Raw genomic sequence first — 17,496 nt, 5'->3', positions numbered from 1 at the left:
CATGCACGTGACGACGCCAGATCTTGTGAACACACCACATCCCCTGTGGGAGCGGGCTTGCTCGCGAATGCGGTTCAACATTCAAAATCAATGCCGGCTGACACACAGCTTTCGCGAGCAAGCCCGCTCCCACATGGGTTCACTGTGTGCCGTTGCATTGGCGGTGAGCCTCGCCGGTTGCGCCGGCCTGCCCGACCAGCGCCTGGCCAACGAAGCGCTCAAGCGCGGCGATACCGCCACTGCCGCGGCGAACTACCAGCAACTGGCAGACCTGGGCTACAGCGAAGCCCAGGTTGGCCTGGCCGATCTTCAGGTCGACAGCCGCGACCCGGCGCAGATGAAACAGGCCGAAGCGACTTACCGCGCCGCGGCCAGCGTTTCACCGCGAGCCCAGGCACGCCTGGGTCGCCTGCTGGTGGCCAAGCCCGGCTCCACCGAAGCCGAACAGCACGAAGCCGAAGGCCTGTTGAAAAAAGCCTCGGCCGCCGGCGAAGGCAACACCCTGATCCCGTTGGCGATGCTGTACCTGCAATACCCGCACAGCTTCCCCAACGTCGACGCCCAGCAGCAGATCAGCCAATGGCGCGCCGAAGGCAAACCGGAAGCGGGCCTGGCGCAAGTGCTGCTGTATCGCACCCAGGGCACCTACGACCAGCACCTCGACGAAGTGGAAAAGGTCTGCAAGGCCGCGCTCAACACCACCGACATCTGCTACGTCGAACTGGCCACGGTCTACCAGAAACAGGCCAAGCCGGAGCAACAGGCCGAGCTGATCAAGCAGATGCAGGCCGCTCACAGTCGCGGCGCCGTTTCCGCCCAGCGTGTCGACAGCGTCGCCCGCGTGCTCGCCGATCGGACCCTGGGCACGCCCGACGAAAAAACCGCGCAGTCGCTGCTTGAACCCATCGCTCCGGGCTACCCGGCCTCGTGGGTCACCCTCGCGCAACTGATCTACGACTTCCCGGAACTCGGCGATGTCGACCAGATGATGAAGTACCTGGACAACGGCCGCGCCGCCGACCAACCGCGCGCCGAGCTGTTGCTGGGCAAGCTCTACTACGAAGGCAAGATGGTCCCGGCCGACGCCAAGGTCGCCGAGGAACACTTCCAGAAAGCCGTCGGCCGTGAAGTCGCCGCCGATTACTACCTTGGCCAGATCTATCGCCGTGGCTACCTGGGCAAGGTCTATCCGCAGAAGGCCCTGGATCATCTGCTGACCGCTGCGCGTAACGGCCAGAACAGCGCCGACTTCGCCATCGCCCAACTGTTTTCCCAAGGCAAAGGCACCAAGCCTGACCCGCTCAATGCATATGTCTTCAGCCAGTTGGCCAAGACCCAGAACACCCCGCAAGCCACCGAGCTTGCGCAAACCCTCGAAGCCCAACTGCCGCCTGCGCAGCTGGCCGAGGCCCAGCGCCTGTTGAAACAGGAACAGGCGGTTCGCGGCAACTTGAGCCAGAACACGCTGCAACTGCACGCCCTGCAAGAAGAAGACGGCGAGGAATCCCTATGAAGTTGAATCCATTCATGAAGGCCGGTATCGGCCTGACGTTCGCGCTGATCTGGTCGTGCCCGACGCTGGCGGCGATGACTGAAGAAACCAAGAACTACGGCCTGGACGTGAAAATCACCGGTCAGTCCGAAGACGACCGAGACCTCGGTACCCAGAGTGGCGGCGACGTCAATGGCCTGGGCCTCGACCTGCGCCCGTGGGTGTATGGCGAGAGCGGCGCGTGGAGCGCGTATGCAATGGGTCAAGCCGTGACGTCCACCGACATCATCGAGACCGACACCCTGCAGCAATCCGAAGGCACCGAAAACACCGTCAACAATGACCGAAAGACCAAGAAGAACTACCTGGCGATGCGCGAGTTCTGGGTCGGCTACAGCGGCTTCACGCCCTACCCTGGCGAAATCCTGAAATTCGGCCGCCAGCGTCTGCACAACGACGACGGTCAATGGCGCGACACCAACATCGAAGCCCTGAACTGGACCTTCGACACCACCCTGTTGCGCGCCAACGCCGGTATCGCCGAACGCTTCAGCGAGTACCGCACCGACCTGAAGGAACTGGCGCCGAAGGACAAGGATCGCCTGCACGCCTACGCCGATGCCGAATACCAATGGACACCGGGCCACTGGGCCGGCATTCGCGGTCATCACACCCACGATGACGGCAAGCTCGATTATCCAGAGCCGGGCGTGGCCGGCGATTCGCTGGACAAGAAACAGAACGGTGACATCAGCTGGCTGGGCCTGCAGGCCAACAGCGACGCCTACAACTGGCGCAACACCAACACGGTCAACTACTGGGGCAGCATCACCGGCATGAGCGGCGACCGTGACACGGTCAACCCTTTGAACGCCGATGGCACCGCACCGGCGCAAGCCAAGCACAGCGGCGACGTCGATGGCTGGGCCACCGACCTGGGCGTGCGTCTGCGCCTCGATCCGCAATGGCAAGTCGGTGCGGCCTACGCCCGTGCCAGCGCCGATTACGAACAGAACGGCCTGGAAAGCAACCGCTCGAGCTACACCGGTACCCGCTCGCGTGTGCACCGTTTCGGCGAAGCCTTCCGTGGCGAAATGAACAACATGCAATCGGCCACCCTGTTCGGTTCGTGGATGCTCAACGACGAGTACGACGCCAGCCTGATCTACCACAAGTTCTGGCGCGTCGACGGCAACAAGCCGATCACCAGCAACGGCATCGACGCCGTGCAGAACAACACCGACGACGTCACCGGCGCGGTGCTGTCCAGCACGTCCCTGCCTCTGAACGATGGTGATAAAGACCTCGGCCAGGAAATGGATCTGGTGGTCACCAAGTACTTCAAGCAAGGCCTGCTGCCGGCGGCATTGAGCCAGAAGATCGATGAGCCTTCGGCCCTGGTGCGCTTCCGTGGCGGTGTGTTCAAGCCGGGCGACGCCTACGGCAAGGAAGTCGATTCGTACATGCACCGCGCGTTCGTCGACGTGATCTGGCGCTTCTGATGCACATTGCGAAGGGAGTCCCCGACATGAACAGTGCCAAGAAAGGGTCCTTGACCTTGCTCGCCGGCGCCCTGCTGCTGGCCAGCGCGACTGCCTTCGCCAATGTGGAGCCGGCCGCCAAGCCGGCCACCATGGCCAAGGAACTGCAACAGGCCAAGACCTACACCGTCAGCAGCGCACCGACCGCGCCGCTGGAGCTGGCCACGCCGAAACTGCCGGACACCTCGGGCTACACCGCCGAAGCCATCGCCGCGAAAGTCGTGCGCAGCAAGGCCGGCAAGATCAGCGTGCGCCGCATGATGCAGGAAGACGCCCTGAAGGACTTCATCGGCGGCGACAACAAGATGGCCGAGTGGGTCGTGCGTCAGCACGGCATCCCCCAGGCGATCTTCGTCGACGACGGCTACATGAACCTCAAGGACCTGGCGAAGAAGCTGCCCAAGCAGTACTTCAGCGAAACCTCGCCGGGCGTATTCCTGGCCAAGTTGCCGATCGTGGTGGGCAACAAGGGCATCCTGGAAATTGACAAGCAGACCCAGGAACTGCGCCTATCCCAGGAGGCCGGTTCGTTCCTGGTCAACGACGGCCAGTTGTTCGTGCGTGATACGAAAATCACGGGTTGGAGCGAGAAGGCCAACGGCCCGGCGGCCTTCAAGTCGCCCAAGGAATTCCGTCCGTTCCTGCTGTCCTGGGGCGGCACCGAGACCTACATCGCCAACAGCAAGATCGCCAGTTTCGGCTACGCCAACAGTAAGTCCTACGGCGTGAGTATTTCCCAGTACACGCCGAACATGGCCAAGGTACTCAAGCGTCCTGAGCCGACCGGCTGGATCGTCGGTTCCGAGTTCTCGGACATGTGGTACGGCTTCTACTGCTACGAAACCCGCGACTTCGTGGTCAAGGGCAATACCTACAAAGACAACATCGTCTACGGCATCGACCCCCACGACCGTTCCCACGGCCTGATCATTGCCGACAACACGGTGTTCGGGACCAAGAAGAAGCACGGGATCATCATTTCCCGTGAGGTCAACGACAGCTTCATCTTCAACAACCGCAGCTACGACAACAAGTTGTCGGGCCTGGTGATCGACCGTAACAGCGTGAACAACCTGATCGCCCATAACGAGATCTACCAGAACCACACCGACGGCATCACCCTCTACGAGAGTGCCGACAACCTGCTGTGGGGCAACAAGGTAATCAGCAACCGTCGTCACGGCATCCGCATTCGTAACAGCGTGAACATTCGCCTGTACGAAAACGTCGCCATGGCCAACGGCCTGACCGGCGTCTACGGCCACATCAAGGACCTGACCAACACCGACCGTGACATCAAGCTCGACCCGTTCGACGCCCAGGTGTCGCTGATCGTGGTCGGCGGTGAACTGGCGGCCAATGGCAGTGGCCCACTGTCCATCGACTCGCCGCTGAGCGTCGAGTTGTATCGCGTGTCCATGCTCGCCCCGACCAAATCCAGCGGCATCAGCTTCTCGGGGATTCTCGGCGAGCGCCAGGATGAAATTCTCGACCTGCTGGTGCGCCAGCAGAAAGCCGTGCTGATCGACCCTGTCGAACGCCAGACCGAAATGCGGGACTGAGGATAATTTTATGCACCCACACTTGATCAAATTACTCAGCCTGTCGGCCCTGACCGCCGGCATTCTCGCCGCCAGCGGTGTTCGCGCCGATGAAGTGCAAGCACCGAAATTCAGCGCCGAGCCGTGCTGCAGCCTGTGCCCCGCCGCCCACGACGCGAAGAACTACACCACGCGCTACCAGCAGAACTTCACCACGCTGGTACAGGCCCAGGGCGACTGGTTGTTCCGTACGCAAGAAGACTTGCGCACCGAGTTCGACACCACCCCGGCCGGCTACAAGCGCATGAAGCAACTGCACGATGCGTTCAAGAGCAAAGGCGTGGAGCTGGTGGTGGTTTACCAGCCGACTCGTGGCCTGGTGAACCGCAACAAGTTGAACCCGGCAGAAAAAGCCAGCTTCGATTTCGACAAGGCGCTGAAGAACTACAAGACCATGCTCGGCCGTTTCGCGCAGATGGGTTACGTGGTTCCGGACCTGTCGCCGCTGACCAACGAGTCGCTGCCCGACACCCTGCCCGCCCACGATTTCTACTTCCGCGGCGACCAGCACTGGACGCCATACGGCGCCCAGCGCACGGCAAAAATCGTGGCGGAAAAGGTCAAGCAGATCCCGGCCTTCGCCGACATTCCCAAGCGTGAATTCGAGACCCACAAGTCGGGTCGCATGGGCAAGACCGGAACATTGCACAACATGGCTGGTCAACTCTGTGGCACCAGCTACGCGATCCAGTACATGGATCAATTCACCACCGAGCCGAAAGGCGAAGCAGGCGATGGCGATCTGTTCGGCGATTCCGGCAATCCGGAAATCACCCTGGTCGGCACCAGCCACAGTGGCAAGAACTACAACTTCGCCGGTTTCCTCGAAGAGGCCATCGGCGCCGACATTCTCAACGTGGCGTTCCCTGGCGGCGGCCTGGAAGGTTCGATGCTGCAGTACCTGGGCAGCGAGGAGTTCCAGAAGAACCCGCCAAAGATTCTCATCTGGGAATTCTCGCCGCTCTATCGCCTCGACCAGGAAACCATCTACCGCCAGATGATGGCGCTGCTGGACAACGGTTGCGAAGGCAAGGATGCACAGATGTCCGCCAGCACCACGCTGAAGCCGGGCAAGAACGAGCTTATGGTCAACAGCAAAAACCTGAACCTGCAAAACAGCAGTCACCAGGTCGACATCCGCTTCGCCGACACCTCGGTGAAAACCTTGCAAGCCACCCTCTGGTACATGAACGGGCGCCACGAGGACATCAAGATCGACAAACCGGAAACCTCCGACACTGACGGACGTTTCGCCTTCGAGTTGCGCACGGACGAAGACTGGGCCTCGCAGAACCTGCTGGCCGTCGAAATCCAGGGCCCTGAAAAAGCGGGCGCCGCGCCACAGAAAGTCGAAGCGAAAATCTGCAAACGCAACGTATTCCCGAACGCTGAGCAACGTACTGCTTCAGCCGGGCAATGAGGTCTGCTATGCGAAATCCGAAACTTGCAACACTGACGCTGTTGAGCCTGGCGATGTTCGCCGGTGCGACCCAGGCCGCGGCGCCACTGCGCCCGCCACAGGGCTATTTTGCGCCGATCGAGAAAGTCAAAACCGGCGACAGGAGCGAAGGCTGCGATGCCATGCCGACGCCCTACACCGGCTCGCTGCAATTTCGCAGCAAGTACGAAGGTTCGGACAAGGCGCGTTCAACACTGAACGTGCAGTCGGAAAAAGCCTTCCGCGACAGCACCGCCGACATCACCAAGCTCGAGCGCGGCACCAGCAAGCGCGTCATGCAGTTCATGCGTGACGGTCGCCCGGAACAGCTGGAGTGCACCCTGAACTGGTTGACGGCGTGGGCCAAGGCCGATGCGTTGATGTCCAAGGACTTCAACCACACCGGCAAGTCGATGCGCAAATGGGCGCTGGGCAGCATGGCGTCGTCCTACATTCGCCTGAAGTTTTCCGACTCCCACCCGCTGGCCAACCATCAGCAGGAGTCGCAGTTGATCGAAGCCTGGTTCAACCGCATGGCCGATCAGGTGGTCAGCGACTGGGACAACCTGCCGCTGGAAAAAACCAACAACCACTCGTACTGGGCCGCCTGGTCGGTGATGGCGACCTCGGTCGCCACCAACCGCCGCGACCTGTTCGACTGGGCCGTGAAGGAATACAAGGTCGGCGCCAATCAGGTTGATGCGGACGGCTATCTGCCGAACGAACTCAAGCGCCAGCAACGCGCCCTCGCCTATCACAACTATGCCCTGCCGCCGCTGGCGATGATCGCCAGTTTCGCCCAGGTCAATGGTGTGGATTTGCGCCAGGAAAACAACGGCGCATTGAAACGCCTGGGTGATCGCGTACTCGCCGGGGTAGAAGACCCGGATGAGTTCGAGGAAAAGAACGGCAAGAAACAGGACATGACCGACCTGAAGGTCGACTCGAAATTCGCCTGGCTCGAGCCGTTTTGCACCCTCTACACCTGCGCGCCGGAGGTGCTGGAGAAGAAGCATGACATGCAACCGTTCAAGACCTTCCGCCTGGGCGGGGATTTGACCAAGGTCTACGACCCGGCCAACGAAAAGGGCAAGGGTTCCTAGAGACGAAAAATAACCCCTTGTGGGAGCGGGCTTGCTCGCGAATGCGGTCTGACATTCACCATTGATGTCGACTGACACACCGCTTTCGCGAGCAAGCCCGCTCCCACAGGGGGCCAGTGCAAGATTTGAGTCAAGTGTATATCCCCCGGTTTTTCGTGGGGGGTTTGGGGGGGCCGTTGGCCCTTGAATGTAGCTTCAAACAAGGAGAGATCGGGATGGTTTTTTCGTCCAACGTGTTCCTGTTTTTGTTCTTGCCGATCTTTCTCGGCTTGTACTACTTGAGCGGGCAACGCTATCGCAATCTGCTGCTGCTGATCGCCAGCTACATGTTCTACGCCTGGTGGCGTGTGGACTTCCTCGCACTGTTCGCGGCGGTCACGCTGTGGAACTACTGGATCGGCCTGAAAGTCGGCGCCGCAGGCGTTCGGACCAAACCGGCGCAGCGCTGGCTGCTGCTCGGCGTGGCGGTCGACCTGTGCATCCTCGGCTACTTCAAGTACGCCAACTTCGGCGTCGACAGCATCAACGCCATGATGACCTCGGTGGGCCTGGAGCCGTTTATCCTGACCCATGTGCTGCTGCCGATCGGCATCTCGTTCTACATCTTCGAGTCCATCAGCTACATCATCGACGTCTATCGTGGCGATACCCCGGCGACCCGCAACCTGATCGACTTCGCGGCGTTCGTGGCGATCTTCCCGCACCTGATCGCAGGTCCCGTGTTGCGTTTTCGCGACCTCGCCGACCAGTTCAACAACCGCACCCACACCCTCGACAAGTTCTCCGAAGGCTGCACGCGGTTCATGCAGGGTTTCATCAAGAAGGTGTTCATCGCCGACACCCTCGCGGTAGTGGCCGATCATTGCTTCGCCCTGCAAAACCCGACCACGGGTGACGCCTGGCTCGGCGCCCTGGCGTACACCGCGCAGCTGTACTTCGACTTCTCCGGCTACAGCGACATGGCCATCGGCCTGGGCTTGATGATGGGTTTCCGCTTCATGGAAAACTTCAAGCAGCCGTACATCAGCCAGTCGATCACCGAGTTCTGGCGCCGCTGGCACATCAGCCTGTCGACCTGGCTGCGTGACTACCTGTACATCACCCTGGGCGGTAACCGCAAAGGCACCCTGACCACCTATCGCAACCTGTTCCTGACCATGCTGCTCGGTGGCCTGTGGCACGGTGCGAACATCACCTACATCGTTTGGGGTGCATGGCACGGCATGTGGCTGGCGATCGAGAAAGCCCTCGGCCTGAACACTTCGCCACGCAGCTTCAACCCGATTCGCTGGGCACTGACCTTCCTGCTGGTAGTGATGGGCTGGGTGATCTTCCGGGCGGAAAACCTGCACGTGGCCGGTCGCATGTACGGCGCGATGTTCAGCTTCGGCGAGTGGTCGTTGTCGGAACTCAACCAGGCCAGCCTCACCGGCCTGCAAATCGCAACGTTGGTAGTGGCCTACGTGACCCTGGCGTTCTTCGGCCTGCGTGATTTCTACAGCAACCAGCCACCAGTGAAGACCAAGCCTGAAGCGAATGTCGATGCCGATGGCCCGGCCGCCAGCGAACCCGGCCTGATCAAGGCAGCGCCTGGTGATAACCCGGCGAGCATCCACCAGCCTGGCTACACCGTCGGCGTCGATGCCCAGGTGCAACCGGCCTACTGGACCGCTGACTGGTCGCGCTACGCAATGCGCGCATTGGTTCTGCTGCTGTTCATCGCCTCGATTCTCAAACTCTCGGCGCAAAGCTTCTCGCCGTTCCTTTACTTCCAGTTCTGAGGGATCTGACCATGACCCGCTCATTACGCATCTTCTACATCGCCCTGTTCCTGATGACGCTGCTGGCCCTGGGCCTGTGGTCGGTCCGCAGCTTCCTCGGCTTCAGCACCAACGCCGATGCGACGGTGCTCAATGGCCGCTGGAGCAAGGCCGTGGAGACGCACTACGACGACGAGTTCCCGATCAAGCGCCTAGGCACCAACCTCTGGGCCGCGCTGGACTTCAAGCTGTTCAACGAGGGTCGTCCGGGCGTCGTGCTCGGTCGCGACCAGTGGCTGTACAGCGATGAAGAATTCCATCCGACGGTCAACGAAGAGCTGAACCTGCAAGGCAACTACGCGCTGGTCGAAGGCGTGCGCCAGACCCTGAAAGACAAGGGCGTGAAACTGGTGATGGCGGTGGTTCCGGCCAAGGTGCGCCTGTACCCGGAACACCTCGGTGAAGTGAAACCGGCCAGCATCCACGCCAACCTCTACCAGGACTTCCACAAGCGCCTGGCCGCGGACCACATCCTTGCCCCTGATTTGCTGGGCCCGCTGCAAGCGGCCAAGCGCGACGGCAAGCAAGTGTTCCTGCGCACCGACACCCACTGGACTCCGGAAGGCGCCGAGATCGCCGCCAACCGCCTGGCCAGGACCATTGCCGACAAGTACCCGCTGAGCGGCGAACCGCAAAACTTCGTCACCGAGCCTGCGGAGAAAATCACCCACAAGGGCGACTTGCGTCTGTTCCTGCCACTGGACCCGCTGTTCGAAAACCTGATGCCGGCGCAAGAGCCTCTGCAGAAGCGCAACACCGTTGCCGCTGATGACCAGCCAGCCGCTGAAGACGCCCTGTTCGCCAACACCGAAGTGCCCGTGGCACTGATCGGCACCAGCTACAGCGCCAACCCTAACTGGAACTTCGTCGGCGCGTTGAAACAAGCGCTGCGCAGTGACGTGGTCAATTACGCCGAAGACGGTCACGGCCCGATCCTGCCGATGCTCAGCTACCTGAAAAGCGACGCTTTCAAGAACAGCCCGCCACAAGTGCTGATCTGGGAGTTTCCTGAACGCTATCTGCCTGTGAACAACGAAATCGGCGACGCCGACCCGCAGTGGGTCGCAGAGCTTAAACAAGCCGGCGCCCGCCAACAAAACGTAGCCATCAACACTAAATCCGAGACGCCCGACCGGGCGCAAAACTGAAAGAGAGAGGTACTACCATGACTTTCAAGACTACTCCTCGTCGTCTCGCCAAGACCTTTGCACTGGTTGCTGGTATGAGTGTGCTTTCGATGCAGGCCTTCGCCGGTGGCGATGCCGCACTGTACGGCCCGACCGCACCGAAAGGCTCGTCCTTCGTGCGCATCTACAACGCCAGCAACGCCGAAGTCAGCGCCACCGTCGGCAGCACCAACCTGAGCGATGTCGCGCCGCTGTCCAGCAGCGACTTCAGCTTCATGCCGGGCGGTGACTACAGCGCCAAGGTCGGCAGCCAGACCCTGCCGGTGAAACTGGCCGGCGACCACTATTACACCCTGGTCAACAACGCCAGCGGCGCGCCGCAACTGATCGAAGAGCCGCCGTTCAAGAACAAGCAGAAATCCCTGGTGCGCGTGCAGAACCTCAGCGACAAGGCGCTGACCCTGAAAACCGCCGACGGCAAGACCGACGTGGTCCCGAACGTGGCCGCCAAGGGCCGTGGCGAGCGTGAAATCAACCCGGTCAAAGTCAGCCTGGCGCTATACGATGGCGCAACGAAAGTCGGCGACGTGAAACCGGTCGCCCTGGAACGCGGTGAAGCCGCCGTGCTGTACGTCACCGGCAGCGGCAGCAGCCTGTCGCCGGTCTGGGTAAAACGCCCGGTATCGACGCGCTAACACATTTAACCGGTTGACCCATTAACCCCCTGTAGGAGCGAGCTTGCTCGCGAAAAACGCAAGGGCAACGCGTCTACCCAGACAGAACGCGTTTTCGTTGACGTCCATCGCGAGCAAGCTCGCTCCTACAAGGGACCGAGATGTCAGCCGGGACACGGAACAAGAACAAGAGTGAAACGACACAGCGTTCGTAGCTCTAACCAAACGATTTTCAAGGAGTAACAACATGATTCCGGTGATCTTGTCAGGTGGTAGCGGCTCACGTCTTTGGCCGCTTTCCCGTAAGCAGTTCCCTAAACAGTTCCTGGCCCTGACCGGCGAGCACACCCTGTTCCAGCAAACCCTGGAGCGGCTGGTGTTCGACGGCATGGACACGCCGATCGTGGTCTGCAACAAGGACCACCGCTTCATCGTCAACGAGCAGTTGACCGCGCGCAAACTCGAAACCCAACGCATCCTGATGGAACCGTTCGGCCGCAACACCGCGCCGGCCGTGGCCCTGACCGCGATGATGCTGGTCAACGAAGGTCGTGACGAACTGATGCTGGTCCTGCCGGCCGACCACGTGCTGGAAGACCAGAAAGCCCTGCAACGCGCCCTGGCCCTGGCCACCGTCGCCGCCGAAAACGGCGAAATGGTGTTGTTCGGCGTCCCGGCCACCAAACCGGAAACCGGCTACGGCTACATCAAGTCGACCAACGATTCGCTGCTGCCCGAAGGCGTCAGCCGCGTTTCGCACTTCGTCGAAAAACCGGACGTGAAACGCGCCACCGAGTACGTCCAGTCCGGCGGTTACTTCTGGAACAGCGGCATGTTCCTGTTCCGCGCCAGCCGCTTCCTCGAAGAGCTGAAAAAGCACGATCCGGACATCTACGACACCTGCCTGCTGACCCTGGAGCGCAGCGCCCAGGACGCCGACACCGTGAGCATCGACGAAGCCACTTTCGCCTGCTGCCCGGACAACTCCATCGACTACTCGGTCATGGAAAAAACCCAGCGCGCCTGCGTCGTACCGCTGACTGCGGGCTGGAGCGATGTCGGCTGCTGGTCGTCGTTGTGGGAAGTGAATGCCAAAGATGCCAATGGCAACGTCACCAAAGGCGACGTGGTGATCCAGGACAGCAAGAACTGCATGATCCACGGCAACGGCAAACTGGTGTCGGTGATCGGCCTGGAAAACATCGTGGTGGTCGAAACCAAGGACGCCATGATGATCGCGCACAAGGACAAGGTCCAGGGCGTGAAGCAGATGGTCAACACCCTCAACGAACAGGGCCGCAGCGAAACCCAGAACCACTGCGAAGTCTATCGTCCGTGGGGTTCCTACGACTCGGTCGACATGGGCGGGCGTTTCCAGGTCAAGCACATCTCGGTGAAACCGGGCGCGTGCCTGTCGCTGCAGATGCACCACCACCGCGCCGAGCACTGGATCGTGGTCAGCGGCACGGCTGAAGTGACCTGCGACGAGAACGTGTTCCTGCTGACTGAAAACCAGTCGACCTACATTCCGATTGCTTCGGTGCACCGCCTGCGCAACCCGGGCAAGATTCCACTCGAGATCATCGAAGTGCAATCGGGCAGTTATCTGGGTGAGGACGATATCGAGCGGTTCGAAGACATCTACGGGCGTTCGACCCCGATTGAGCGTGGCGTGTCGGTGAAAACCATCGCGCAGTAAGCACTGTTTACCTTAAGCCCCCGCTCAACCCGCTGCGTCCCCTATCCGCAGCGGGTTGACCGGGGGCTTTTTTTGTCCGGGTTTTGTGTTGCCCAGGCTGGCCTCTTCGCGAGCAAGCCCGAGTTTTTCCAGGAGAAATGCGATCGAATGTGGGAGCGGGCTTGCTCGCGAAGAGGCCAGCACATCCGCCACAAAATCTCGCCCATCGCCAACCTCCCCTACGCTTAGGTAGGATGGTCTCTCCATCCCCCAAGGTTTTCACGTCATGTTCATCGGTGTCCTGCTGGTCATCACCTGGCTGATCCTGCTCCTGCGCTATCCGACCAAAGCCTTGCCCGTGTCCATGGCCGCCGCCGTAGGCCTGGGCATCGTCGCCACTTGGGTCATCTGGATGGACCACCGCGAACTCAAACAGCTTGAACGCCTGGAGCTGCGCATCAGCTACGCACCGCAACATTGCCCTGCCGACCGGCCGCTGCAATTGACCATGAGCAACGGCAACGACGTGCCGCTGACCGAGTTGCGCTGGCGCGTCGCCGCTTATGCGCCGGGCGACACCGTCAACCTGGCCGACAATCAGTACACCGCCCCTCGCTATCGCGGGCCTGGCGAATTGCAGGCTGGGGGTAGCTGGGAAGATTGCCTGCCCATGCCGCCGTTGCGCCCCGGCTATCGCCCGGAAACCCTGGAGTTTCGCGCCGAGCGTTTGCACGGCACTTTCTCCGACTGACCTCTCCCCCACTTTTTTGCACAAGGACCGCGCCATGCCCGTTGCGTTGATTACCGGATGTTCCAGTGGCATCGGCCGCGCCCTGGCCGATGCCTTCAAATCTGCTGGTTATACCGTCTGGGCCAGTGCCCGCAAGACTGAAGATGTCGCAGCGCTGACCACTGCCGGTTTTATTGCCGTGCAACTGGACGTCAACGATGGCCCGGCACTCGAACAATTGAGCGAACGGATCAACCAGCAACACGGCGGCCTCGATGTGCTGATCAACAATGCCGGCTACGGTGCGATGGGGCCTTTGCTCGATGGCGGCGTGCAGGCGATGCAGCGCCAGTTTGAAACCAACGTGTTCGCAGTCGTGGGCGTGACCCGCGCCATGTTTGGTGTGTTGCGTCGAGCGAAAGGGATTGTGGTCAATATCGGTAGCGTTTCCGGGGTTCTGGTCACGCCGTTCGCAGGGGCTTATTGCGCGTCGAAAGCCGCGGTGCATGCCTTGAGCGATGCCTTGCGCATGGAACTGGCGCCGTTTGGCGTGCGGGTAATGGAGGTGCAGCCGGGGGCCATCGCTTCCAGTTTTGCCAGGAATGCCGGGCATGAGGCGGAGCAATTGATCACCGAACAATCGCCGTGGTTTCCACTGCGAGAAGGCATTCGGGCACGGGCCAAGGCGTCCCAGGACAATCCGACGCCGGCCAGTGAGTTTGCCGCGGGGCTGCTCAAGGCCGTGCAGCAGAACAAACCGCCGCGGCTGATTCGTCTTGGCAATGGCAGCCGGGCGTTGCCGTTGATGGCAGGGTTGTTGCCCAAGGGCTTGCTGGAGTCGGCGTTGATGAGGCGGTTCGGGTTGCGTGGGCAGCTCTGAGCCCCGGTCGACGCCTTCGCGAGCAAGCCCGCTCCCACAGGGGAACGCATTTCAAATGTGGGAGCGGGCTTGCTCGCGATGGACGTCAACGATGATGCGTACATTCTGAATACACGCGGTGTCCTCTCGTTCATCGCGAGCAAGCTCGCTCCTACAGTGCGTTGACCACTACCGTGCAGGTAATCCCCGCCGCCAGCAGCACCCCCTCCGGCACTTCATCGATGTGAATACGCACCGGTACCCGTTGCGCCAGGCGCACCCAGTTGAAGGTCGGGTTCACGTCGGCGATCAGCTCCCGACTCTCCGGATTGTCGCGGTCGTAGATGCCGCGGGAGATGCTTTCCACGTGGCCCTTGAGCACTTCGCCGCTCATCAGTTGCATGTCGGCCTTATCGCCGACCCGCACGTGGGGCAGCTTGGTTTCTTCGAAGAAGCCGTAGACCCAGAACGAGTTCATGTCTACGACGGCCATTTTCGCTTCGCCGATGCGCGCGTAGTCGCCGCGATGGACATTCAGGTTGGTCACGTAGCCATCCACCGCCGCACGCACTTCGGTGCGCTTGAGGTTCAGTTCGGCGGCTTCGAGTTGCGCCTGGGCCTGTTGGTAATCGGCCAGGGCCGAGTCGGCGAGGTTGCTGGCGTCGTCGCGGTTTTCCCGGGAGATCACCAGGTTGTCCATGTCGGCACGGCGATGGGCGTTGACCTTGCGCATCTCCCACGTCGCCTTGCGTGACGCCACCAGGGACTGCGCCTGCTTGACCGCGAGGCGATAGTGCTCGGGGTCGATGCGCATCAGCAGGTCGCCCTTCTTCACCAATTGGTTGTCGCGCACCGGCACGTCCACCACTTCGCCGGTGACGTCCGCAGCAACGTTGATGATGTCGGCGCGCACCCGGCCGTCGCGGGTCCACGGGGTTTCCATGTAATGCACCCAGAGTGTGCGGCCGATCCATATCGCCAGGGCCAGAACCAGCAGGGTGGCGAGCAGGCTGAAGAGCTTTTTCATCAGAGCATTCTCAACGATAAACAGTCAGCGCCATGGCGCCGAACAGACAGGTAAACAGGCTCAGGCGCAGCAGCGCCGGGTGCCAGAAGAAGCGGTACAGGTCGAACCCGGACAGGAAGCGGTCCAGTGCCCAGGCCAGCGCCGCCGCAATGAAAAACATCAGGGTCATGGTCGGCATGTAAACGCCGTGGAAGGCGATTTCACGGGGCATGGTCAAGTCCTTGGGGCTTGGTGTTCGTGTAGGAGGCGAGCGGCGATTGCGGGTCGAGTAGCGAGGTGCGGATAAAGTGCAGGTAGCTCTTCACCCGGCGCAGCGCCGAGGTGTCGAAGTGCGGGGCGAAGGGTTCGTCGGTGGCTTGCACGCGGCTGATCGCATGATCGACGGCGATCAACGCGCGCTCCAGATTGCTCTGGCCCGGTTGCAGGAACAGCCGCACCAGCGCACGCCCCATCACGCGGATGGACTGGCGCCACGGCTGGGACTCGGCATAGGCCGGATGCACCGGCAGGATCGCCTGCTCCTTGCGCAATTCGATGATCGCGTGCCCGACTTCCAGCACCACGAACATCCAGCGCAACAGCTGCCGCTGGACCTGCGGCTGCCCCGTCGCGAAACCGTACGCCTGATGCACCAGGTCGCGGGTGCGGCTTTCGAAACTCGACGCCAGGCCCTTGAGTTTGCCGCTGATGGCGTAGACCACCTGGCCGCGCAGGTCCTGCTCCAGGCGCTGCCACAACCAGCGGCTGTTCGGCGGCAGAATGATCGCCCCGGCCGCCGCACACACCAGCATGCCGAGCACCATGGCGATGTAGTCGTTGATGAAGCTGTAGGGGTTGTAGACCGTGAGGTTGTCCGGCACCGAACCGGTGCTGAAGAAGATCAGCAAGCCGAGGCCGACGCCAGCGTATTGCGGGCGCGAGGCCAGGAATGAACCGAGCACGATCACCGGCGCGAGCATCACGCACAGCAAGGGGAAACCGTCGATCCAAGGGAAGATGAAAAACATCTCGACGAAGCCGATCAGCGCGCCGAGAAACGTCCCGCAGGCCATCTGGAATGCCATGCGTTTCGGGTTCGGCGTGGCGGCGGACAGGCCCACGGTGGCCGCCGCAATGAGGGTCATGGTCGCCCCGCTCGGCCACGCCGTCGCCACCCAATAGCTGCCCAGCACCACCAGGATGAACGCAGCGCGAATCCCTGAGGCTGCCGACACCAGCCAGTTGGTTTGCGGGGTGAAGGGCTCGTCCCAGCGTTCGCGCTCGTGGCTGTGATCGGCCAATGAAGCGTGGGTCTGTGCATAACTGTGCAAATCGTCAACGAAGCGATAGAGCAATTCGTAGGCGGTGTGGAAATCCAGCAGCTCGGAATCGCTCGGCTCGCTCTCCTGGAACACCGCCCGCAGGCTGCGCACCCGCGCTGGCAAACCGGCCTTGTAGGCGGTCAGCGCCGAGACCAGACGCGCCGCATCGGCACTGGTCAGCGCGCGGCCGCTGAAGCCGTCGAGCAATTCGGCGAGGTCCTGCAAACCGGGCTTGATGGCTGCCACGGCGTGATCGGTGTCATTGCTGCGCAGGCGTTCGAGCAACTGGTGCAAGGCGTTGAAACGCGTGGTGATGCCCATGAACTCGCTGTTCAGGCGACTGAGCCGACCGTTGCATCGACGCATGTGCGGGTCTTCGAACACGGTGACGCTGCGCAGCCCCTCCAGGCCCACCGCTTCGGCAATGAAGCGCACGTTGCCGGCCTCGAAAGCCTCACGCTGGCTGCGCCCGCGCAAGCCGTCGGTGACGAACAAGGCGAACACACCGAAGCGCTGGTACAGGGCATTGCGCATCGCGGCACTGGCGGTTTGCGGCAGGATCGCGGCGCTGACCAGGGTCGCGCAGAGAATCCCCAGGGAGATTTCCAGCACCCGCCAGACCGCCGCCATGAACGCGCCGTCCGGATGGGCCAGCGCGGGCAACCCGACCATCGCGGCGGTGTAGCCGGCCAGGACAAAACCGTAGGCGCGGAAGTTGCGGCAACGCGCCGCGCCGGCCGAGCAGATACCAACCCAGATCGCCAGCGCGCCGAGGAACAGTTCGGTGTTCTGCGCAAACAGGGCGATCAACGCCACCATCACTGCCGAGCCGGTCAGGGTGCCCAGAAAGCGGTAGAAACTCTTGGCGAACACCTGGCCGCTTTGCGGCTGCATGACGATGAACACGGTGATCATCGCCGTGCGCGGCTGCGGCAGTTCCAGGCGCATGGCCAGCCACAGGGTCAGGAACGCGGCGAACAGCACCTTGAAAATATAGACCCAGGTCACGCCATCGCTGCGTGCCCAGTCGAAGAAGCCCCGGCGCCATTCGAGGGAGTACAGCCAGCGCAAGGGTGCGGGCAAGGGGGTCATAAAGCCTGCTCAG

General features: G+C 61.7%; 14 protein-coding genes. 11 read left to right on the top strand and 3 right to left on the bottom strand.

Going from position 1 to position 17,496, the window contains the following annotated elements; genetic code table 11:
* Positions 1–7: 7 nt before the first annotated feature.
* The 11 genes from algK to DKB71_RS05225 all read left to right on the top strand — a co-directional run bounded on the left by algK (position 8) and on the right by DKB71_RS05225 (position 14,084).
* A complete protein-coding gene (gene algK, locus DKB71_RS05275; protein WP_408599795.1) occupies positions 8–1,513 on the top strand; it encodes an alginate biosynthesis TPR repeat lipoprotein AlgK in 1,506 nt (501 codons plus the stop codon).
* Complete coding sequence (locus DKB71_RS05270; protein ID WP_274073925.1) at positions 1,510–2,994, top strand: alginate export family protein; 1,485 nt, start codon at positions 1,510–1,512, stop codon at positions 2,992–2,994. Before algK ends, DKB71_RS05270 begins: the two co-directional genes overlap by 4 nt.
* A gap of 26 nt (positions 2,995–3,020) precedes the next feature.
* Positions 3,021–4,595 (top strand): mannuronan 5-epimerase AlgG, encoded by a 1,575-nt coding sequence (gene algG, locus DKB71_RS05265; RefSeq protein ID WP_274073926.1) that lies wholly within the window; start codon positions 3,021–3,023, stop codon positions 4,593–4,595.
* 10 nt (positions 4,596–4,605) lie between these two features.
* Positions 4,606–6,054 (top strand): alginate O-acetyltransferase, encoded by a 1,449-nt coding sequence (locus tag DKB71_RS05260; RefSeq protein WP_408599793.1) that lies wholly within the window; start codon positions 4,606–4,608, stop codon positions 6,052–6,054.
* Positions 6,055–6,062: 8 nt separating this feature from the next.
* The gene (locus tag DKB71_RS05255) at positions 6,063–7,175 is read left to right on the top strand and encodes a mannuronate-specific alginate lyase (protein WP_408599792.1); all 1,113 of its coding nucleotides are present in this window, start codon (positions 6,063–6,065) and stop codon (positions 7,173–7,175) included.
* 215 nt (positions 7,176–7,390) lie between these two features.
* Positions 7,391–8,956, top strand: a complete 1,566-nt coding sequence (locus DKB71_RS05250) for an MBOAT family O-acyltransferase (RefSeq protein ID WP_408599791.1) — start codon at positions 7,391–7,393, stop codon at positions 8,954–8,956.
* Between the two features lie 11 nt (positions 8,957–8,967).
* Entirely contained in the window at positions 8,968–10,143 is a 1,176-nt protein-coding gene (locus DKB71_RS05245; RefSeq protein ID WP_408599790.1) for an alginate O-acetyltransferase, read from the top strand.
* A 17-nt stretch (positions 10,144–10,160) separates the two neighbouring features.
* A complete protein-coding gene (locus tag DKB71_RS05240; protein ID WP_274073931.1) occupies positions 10,161–10,817 on the top strand; it encodes an alginate O-acetyltransferase AlgF in 657 nt (218 codons plus the stop codon).
* 226 nt (positions 10,818–11,043) lie between these two features.
* Positions 11,044–12,495 (top strand): mannose-1-phosphate guanylyltransferase/mannose-6-phosphate isomerase, encoded by a 1,452-nt coding sequence (locus DKB71_RS05235; protein ID WP_408599789.1) that lies wholly within the window; start codon positions 11,044–11,046, stop codon positions 12,493–12,495.
* 265 nt (positions 12,496–12,760) lie between these two features.
* On the top strand, positions 12,761–13,225 hold the full coding sequence (locus tag DKB71_RS05230) for a multidrug transporter (protein WP_274073933.1): 465 nt from the start codon (positions 12,761–12,763) through the stop codon (positions 13,223–13,225).
* A 34-nt stretch (positions 13,226–13,259) separates the two neighbouring features.
* The gene (locus DKB71_RS05225; protein WP_408599787.1) at positions 13,260–14,084 is read left to right on the top strand and encodes an SDR family oxidoreductase; all 825 of its coding nucleotides are present in this window, start codon (positions 13,260–13,262) and stop codon (positions 14,082–14,084) included.
* A gap of 151 nt (positions 14,085–14,235) precedes the next feature.
* On the opposite strand, the gene DKB71_RS05220 is transcribed toward DKB71_RS05225, so the two are convergent.
* From DKB71_RS05220 to DKB71_RS05210, 3 genes are read right to left on the bottom strand one after another with little or no spacing between them, the layout of a single operon-like run.
* Positions 14,236–15,090, bottom strand: a complete 855-nt coding sequence (locus DKB71_RS05220; RefSeq protein ID WP_274073935.1) for an HlyD family secretion protein — start codon at positions 15,088–15,090, stop codon at positions 14,236–14,238.
* Positions 15,091–15,100: 10 nt separating this feature from the next.
* Positions 15,101–15,301: a DUF1656 domain-containing protein gene (locus DKB71_RS05215; RefSeq protein ID WP_015096751.1), complete on the bottom strand. Its 201-nt coding sequence runs from the start codon at positions 15,299–15,301 to the stop codon at positions 15,101–15,103.
* On the bottom strand, positions 15,291–17,483 hold the full coding sequence (locus tag DKB71_RS05210) for an FUSC family protein (RefSeq protein WP_408599786.1): 2,193 nt from the start codon (positions 17,481–17,483) through the stop codon (positions 15,291–15,293). The genes DKB71_RS05215 and DKB71_RS05210 overlap by 11 nt, the downstream gene beginning before the upstream one ends.
* Positions 17,484–17,496: the final 13 nt, after the last annotated feature.

This window comes from Pseudomonas sp. PLMAX, assembly GCF_046042685.1.
In the GTDB taxonomy this organism is placed as follows: Bacteria; Pseudomonadota; Gammaproteobacteria; order Pseudomonadales; family Pseudomonadaceae; genus Aquipseudomonas; species Aquipseudomonas putida_AE.
Note: the sequence above shows the minus strand (reverse complement) of the source record. Positions and strands in the feature narration are given on the sequence as shown.

Bases quoted from the DNA above. Each gene is read 5' to 3' on its own strand.
- DKB71_RS05270 (WP_274073925.1), top strand. From the start codon at position 1,510: ATGAAGTTGAATCCATTCATGAAGGCCGGTATCGGCCTGACGTTCGCG.
- algG (WP_274073926.1), top strand. From the start codon at position 3,021: ATGAACAGTGCCAAGAAAGGGTCCTTGACCTTGCTCGCCGGCGCCCTG.
- DKB71_RS05260 (WP_408599793.1), top strand. From the start codon at position 4,606: ATGCACCCACACTTGATCAAATTACTCAGCCTGTCGGCCCTGACCGCC.
- DKB71_RS05255 (WP_408599792.1), top strand. From the start codon at position 6,063: ATGCGAAATCCGAAACTTGCAACACTGACGCTGTTGAGCCTGGCGATG.
- DKB71_RS05250 (WP_408599791.1), top strand. From the start codon at position 7,391: ATGGTTTTTTCGTCCAACGTGTTCCTGTTTTTGTTCTTGCCGATCTTT.
- DKB71_RS05245 (WP_408599790.1), top strand. From the start codon at position 8,968: ATGACCCGCTCATTACGCATCTTCTACATCGCCCTGTTCCTGATGACG.
- DKB71_RS05240 (WP_274073931.1), top strand. From the start codon at position 10,161: ATGACTTTCAAGACTACTCCTCGTCGTCTCGCCAAGACCTTTGCACTG.
- DKB71_RS05235 (WP_408599789.1), top strand. From the start codon at position 11,044: ATGATTCCGGTGATCTTGTCAGGTGGTAGCGGCTCACGTCTTTGGCCG.
- DKB71_RS05230 (WP_274073933.1), top strand. From the start codon at position 12,761: ATGTTCATCGGTGTCCTGCTGGTCATCACCTGGCTGATCCTGCTCCTG.
- DKB71_RS05225 (WP_408599787.1), top strand. From the start codon at position 13,260: ATGCCCGTTGCGTTGATTACCGGATGTTCCAGTGGCATCGGCCGCGCC.
- DKB71_RS05220 (WP_274073935.1), bottom strand. From the start codon at position 15,090: ATGAAAAAGCTCTTCAGCCTGCTCGCCACCCTGCTGGTTCTGGCCCTG.
- DKB71_RS05215 (WP_015096751.1), bottom strand. From the start codon at position 15,301: ATGCCCCGTGAAATCGCCTTCCACGGCGTTTACATGCCGACCATGACC.
- DKB71_RS05210 (WP_408599786.1), bottom strand. From the start codon at position 17,483: ATGACCCCCTTGCCCGCACCCTTGCGCTGGCTGTACTCCCTCGAATGG.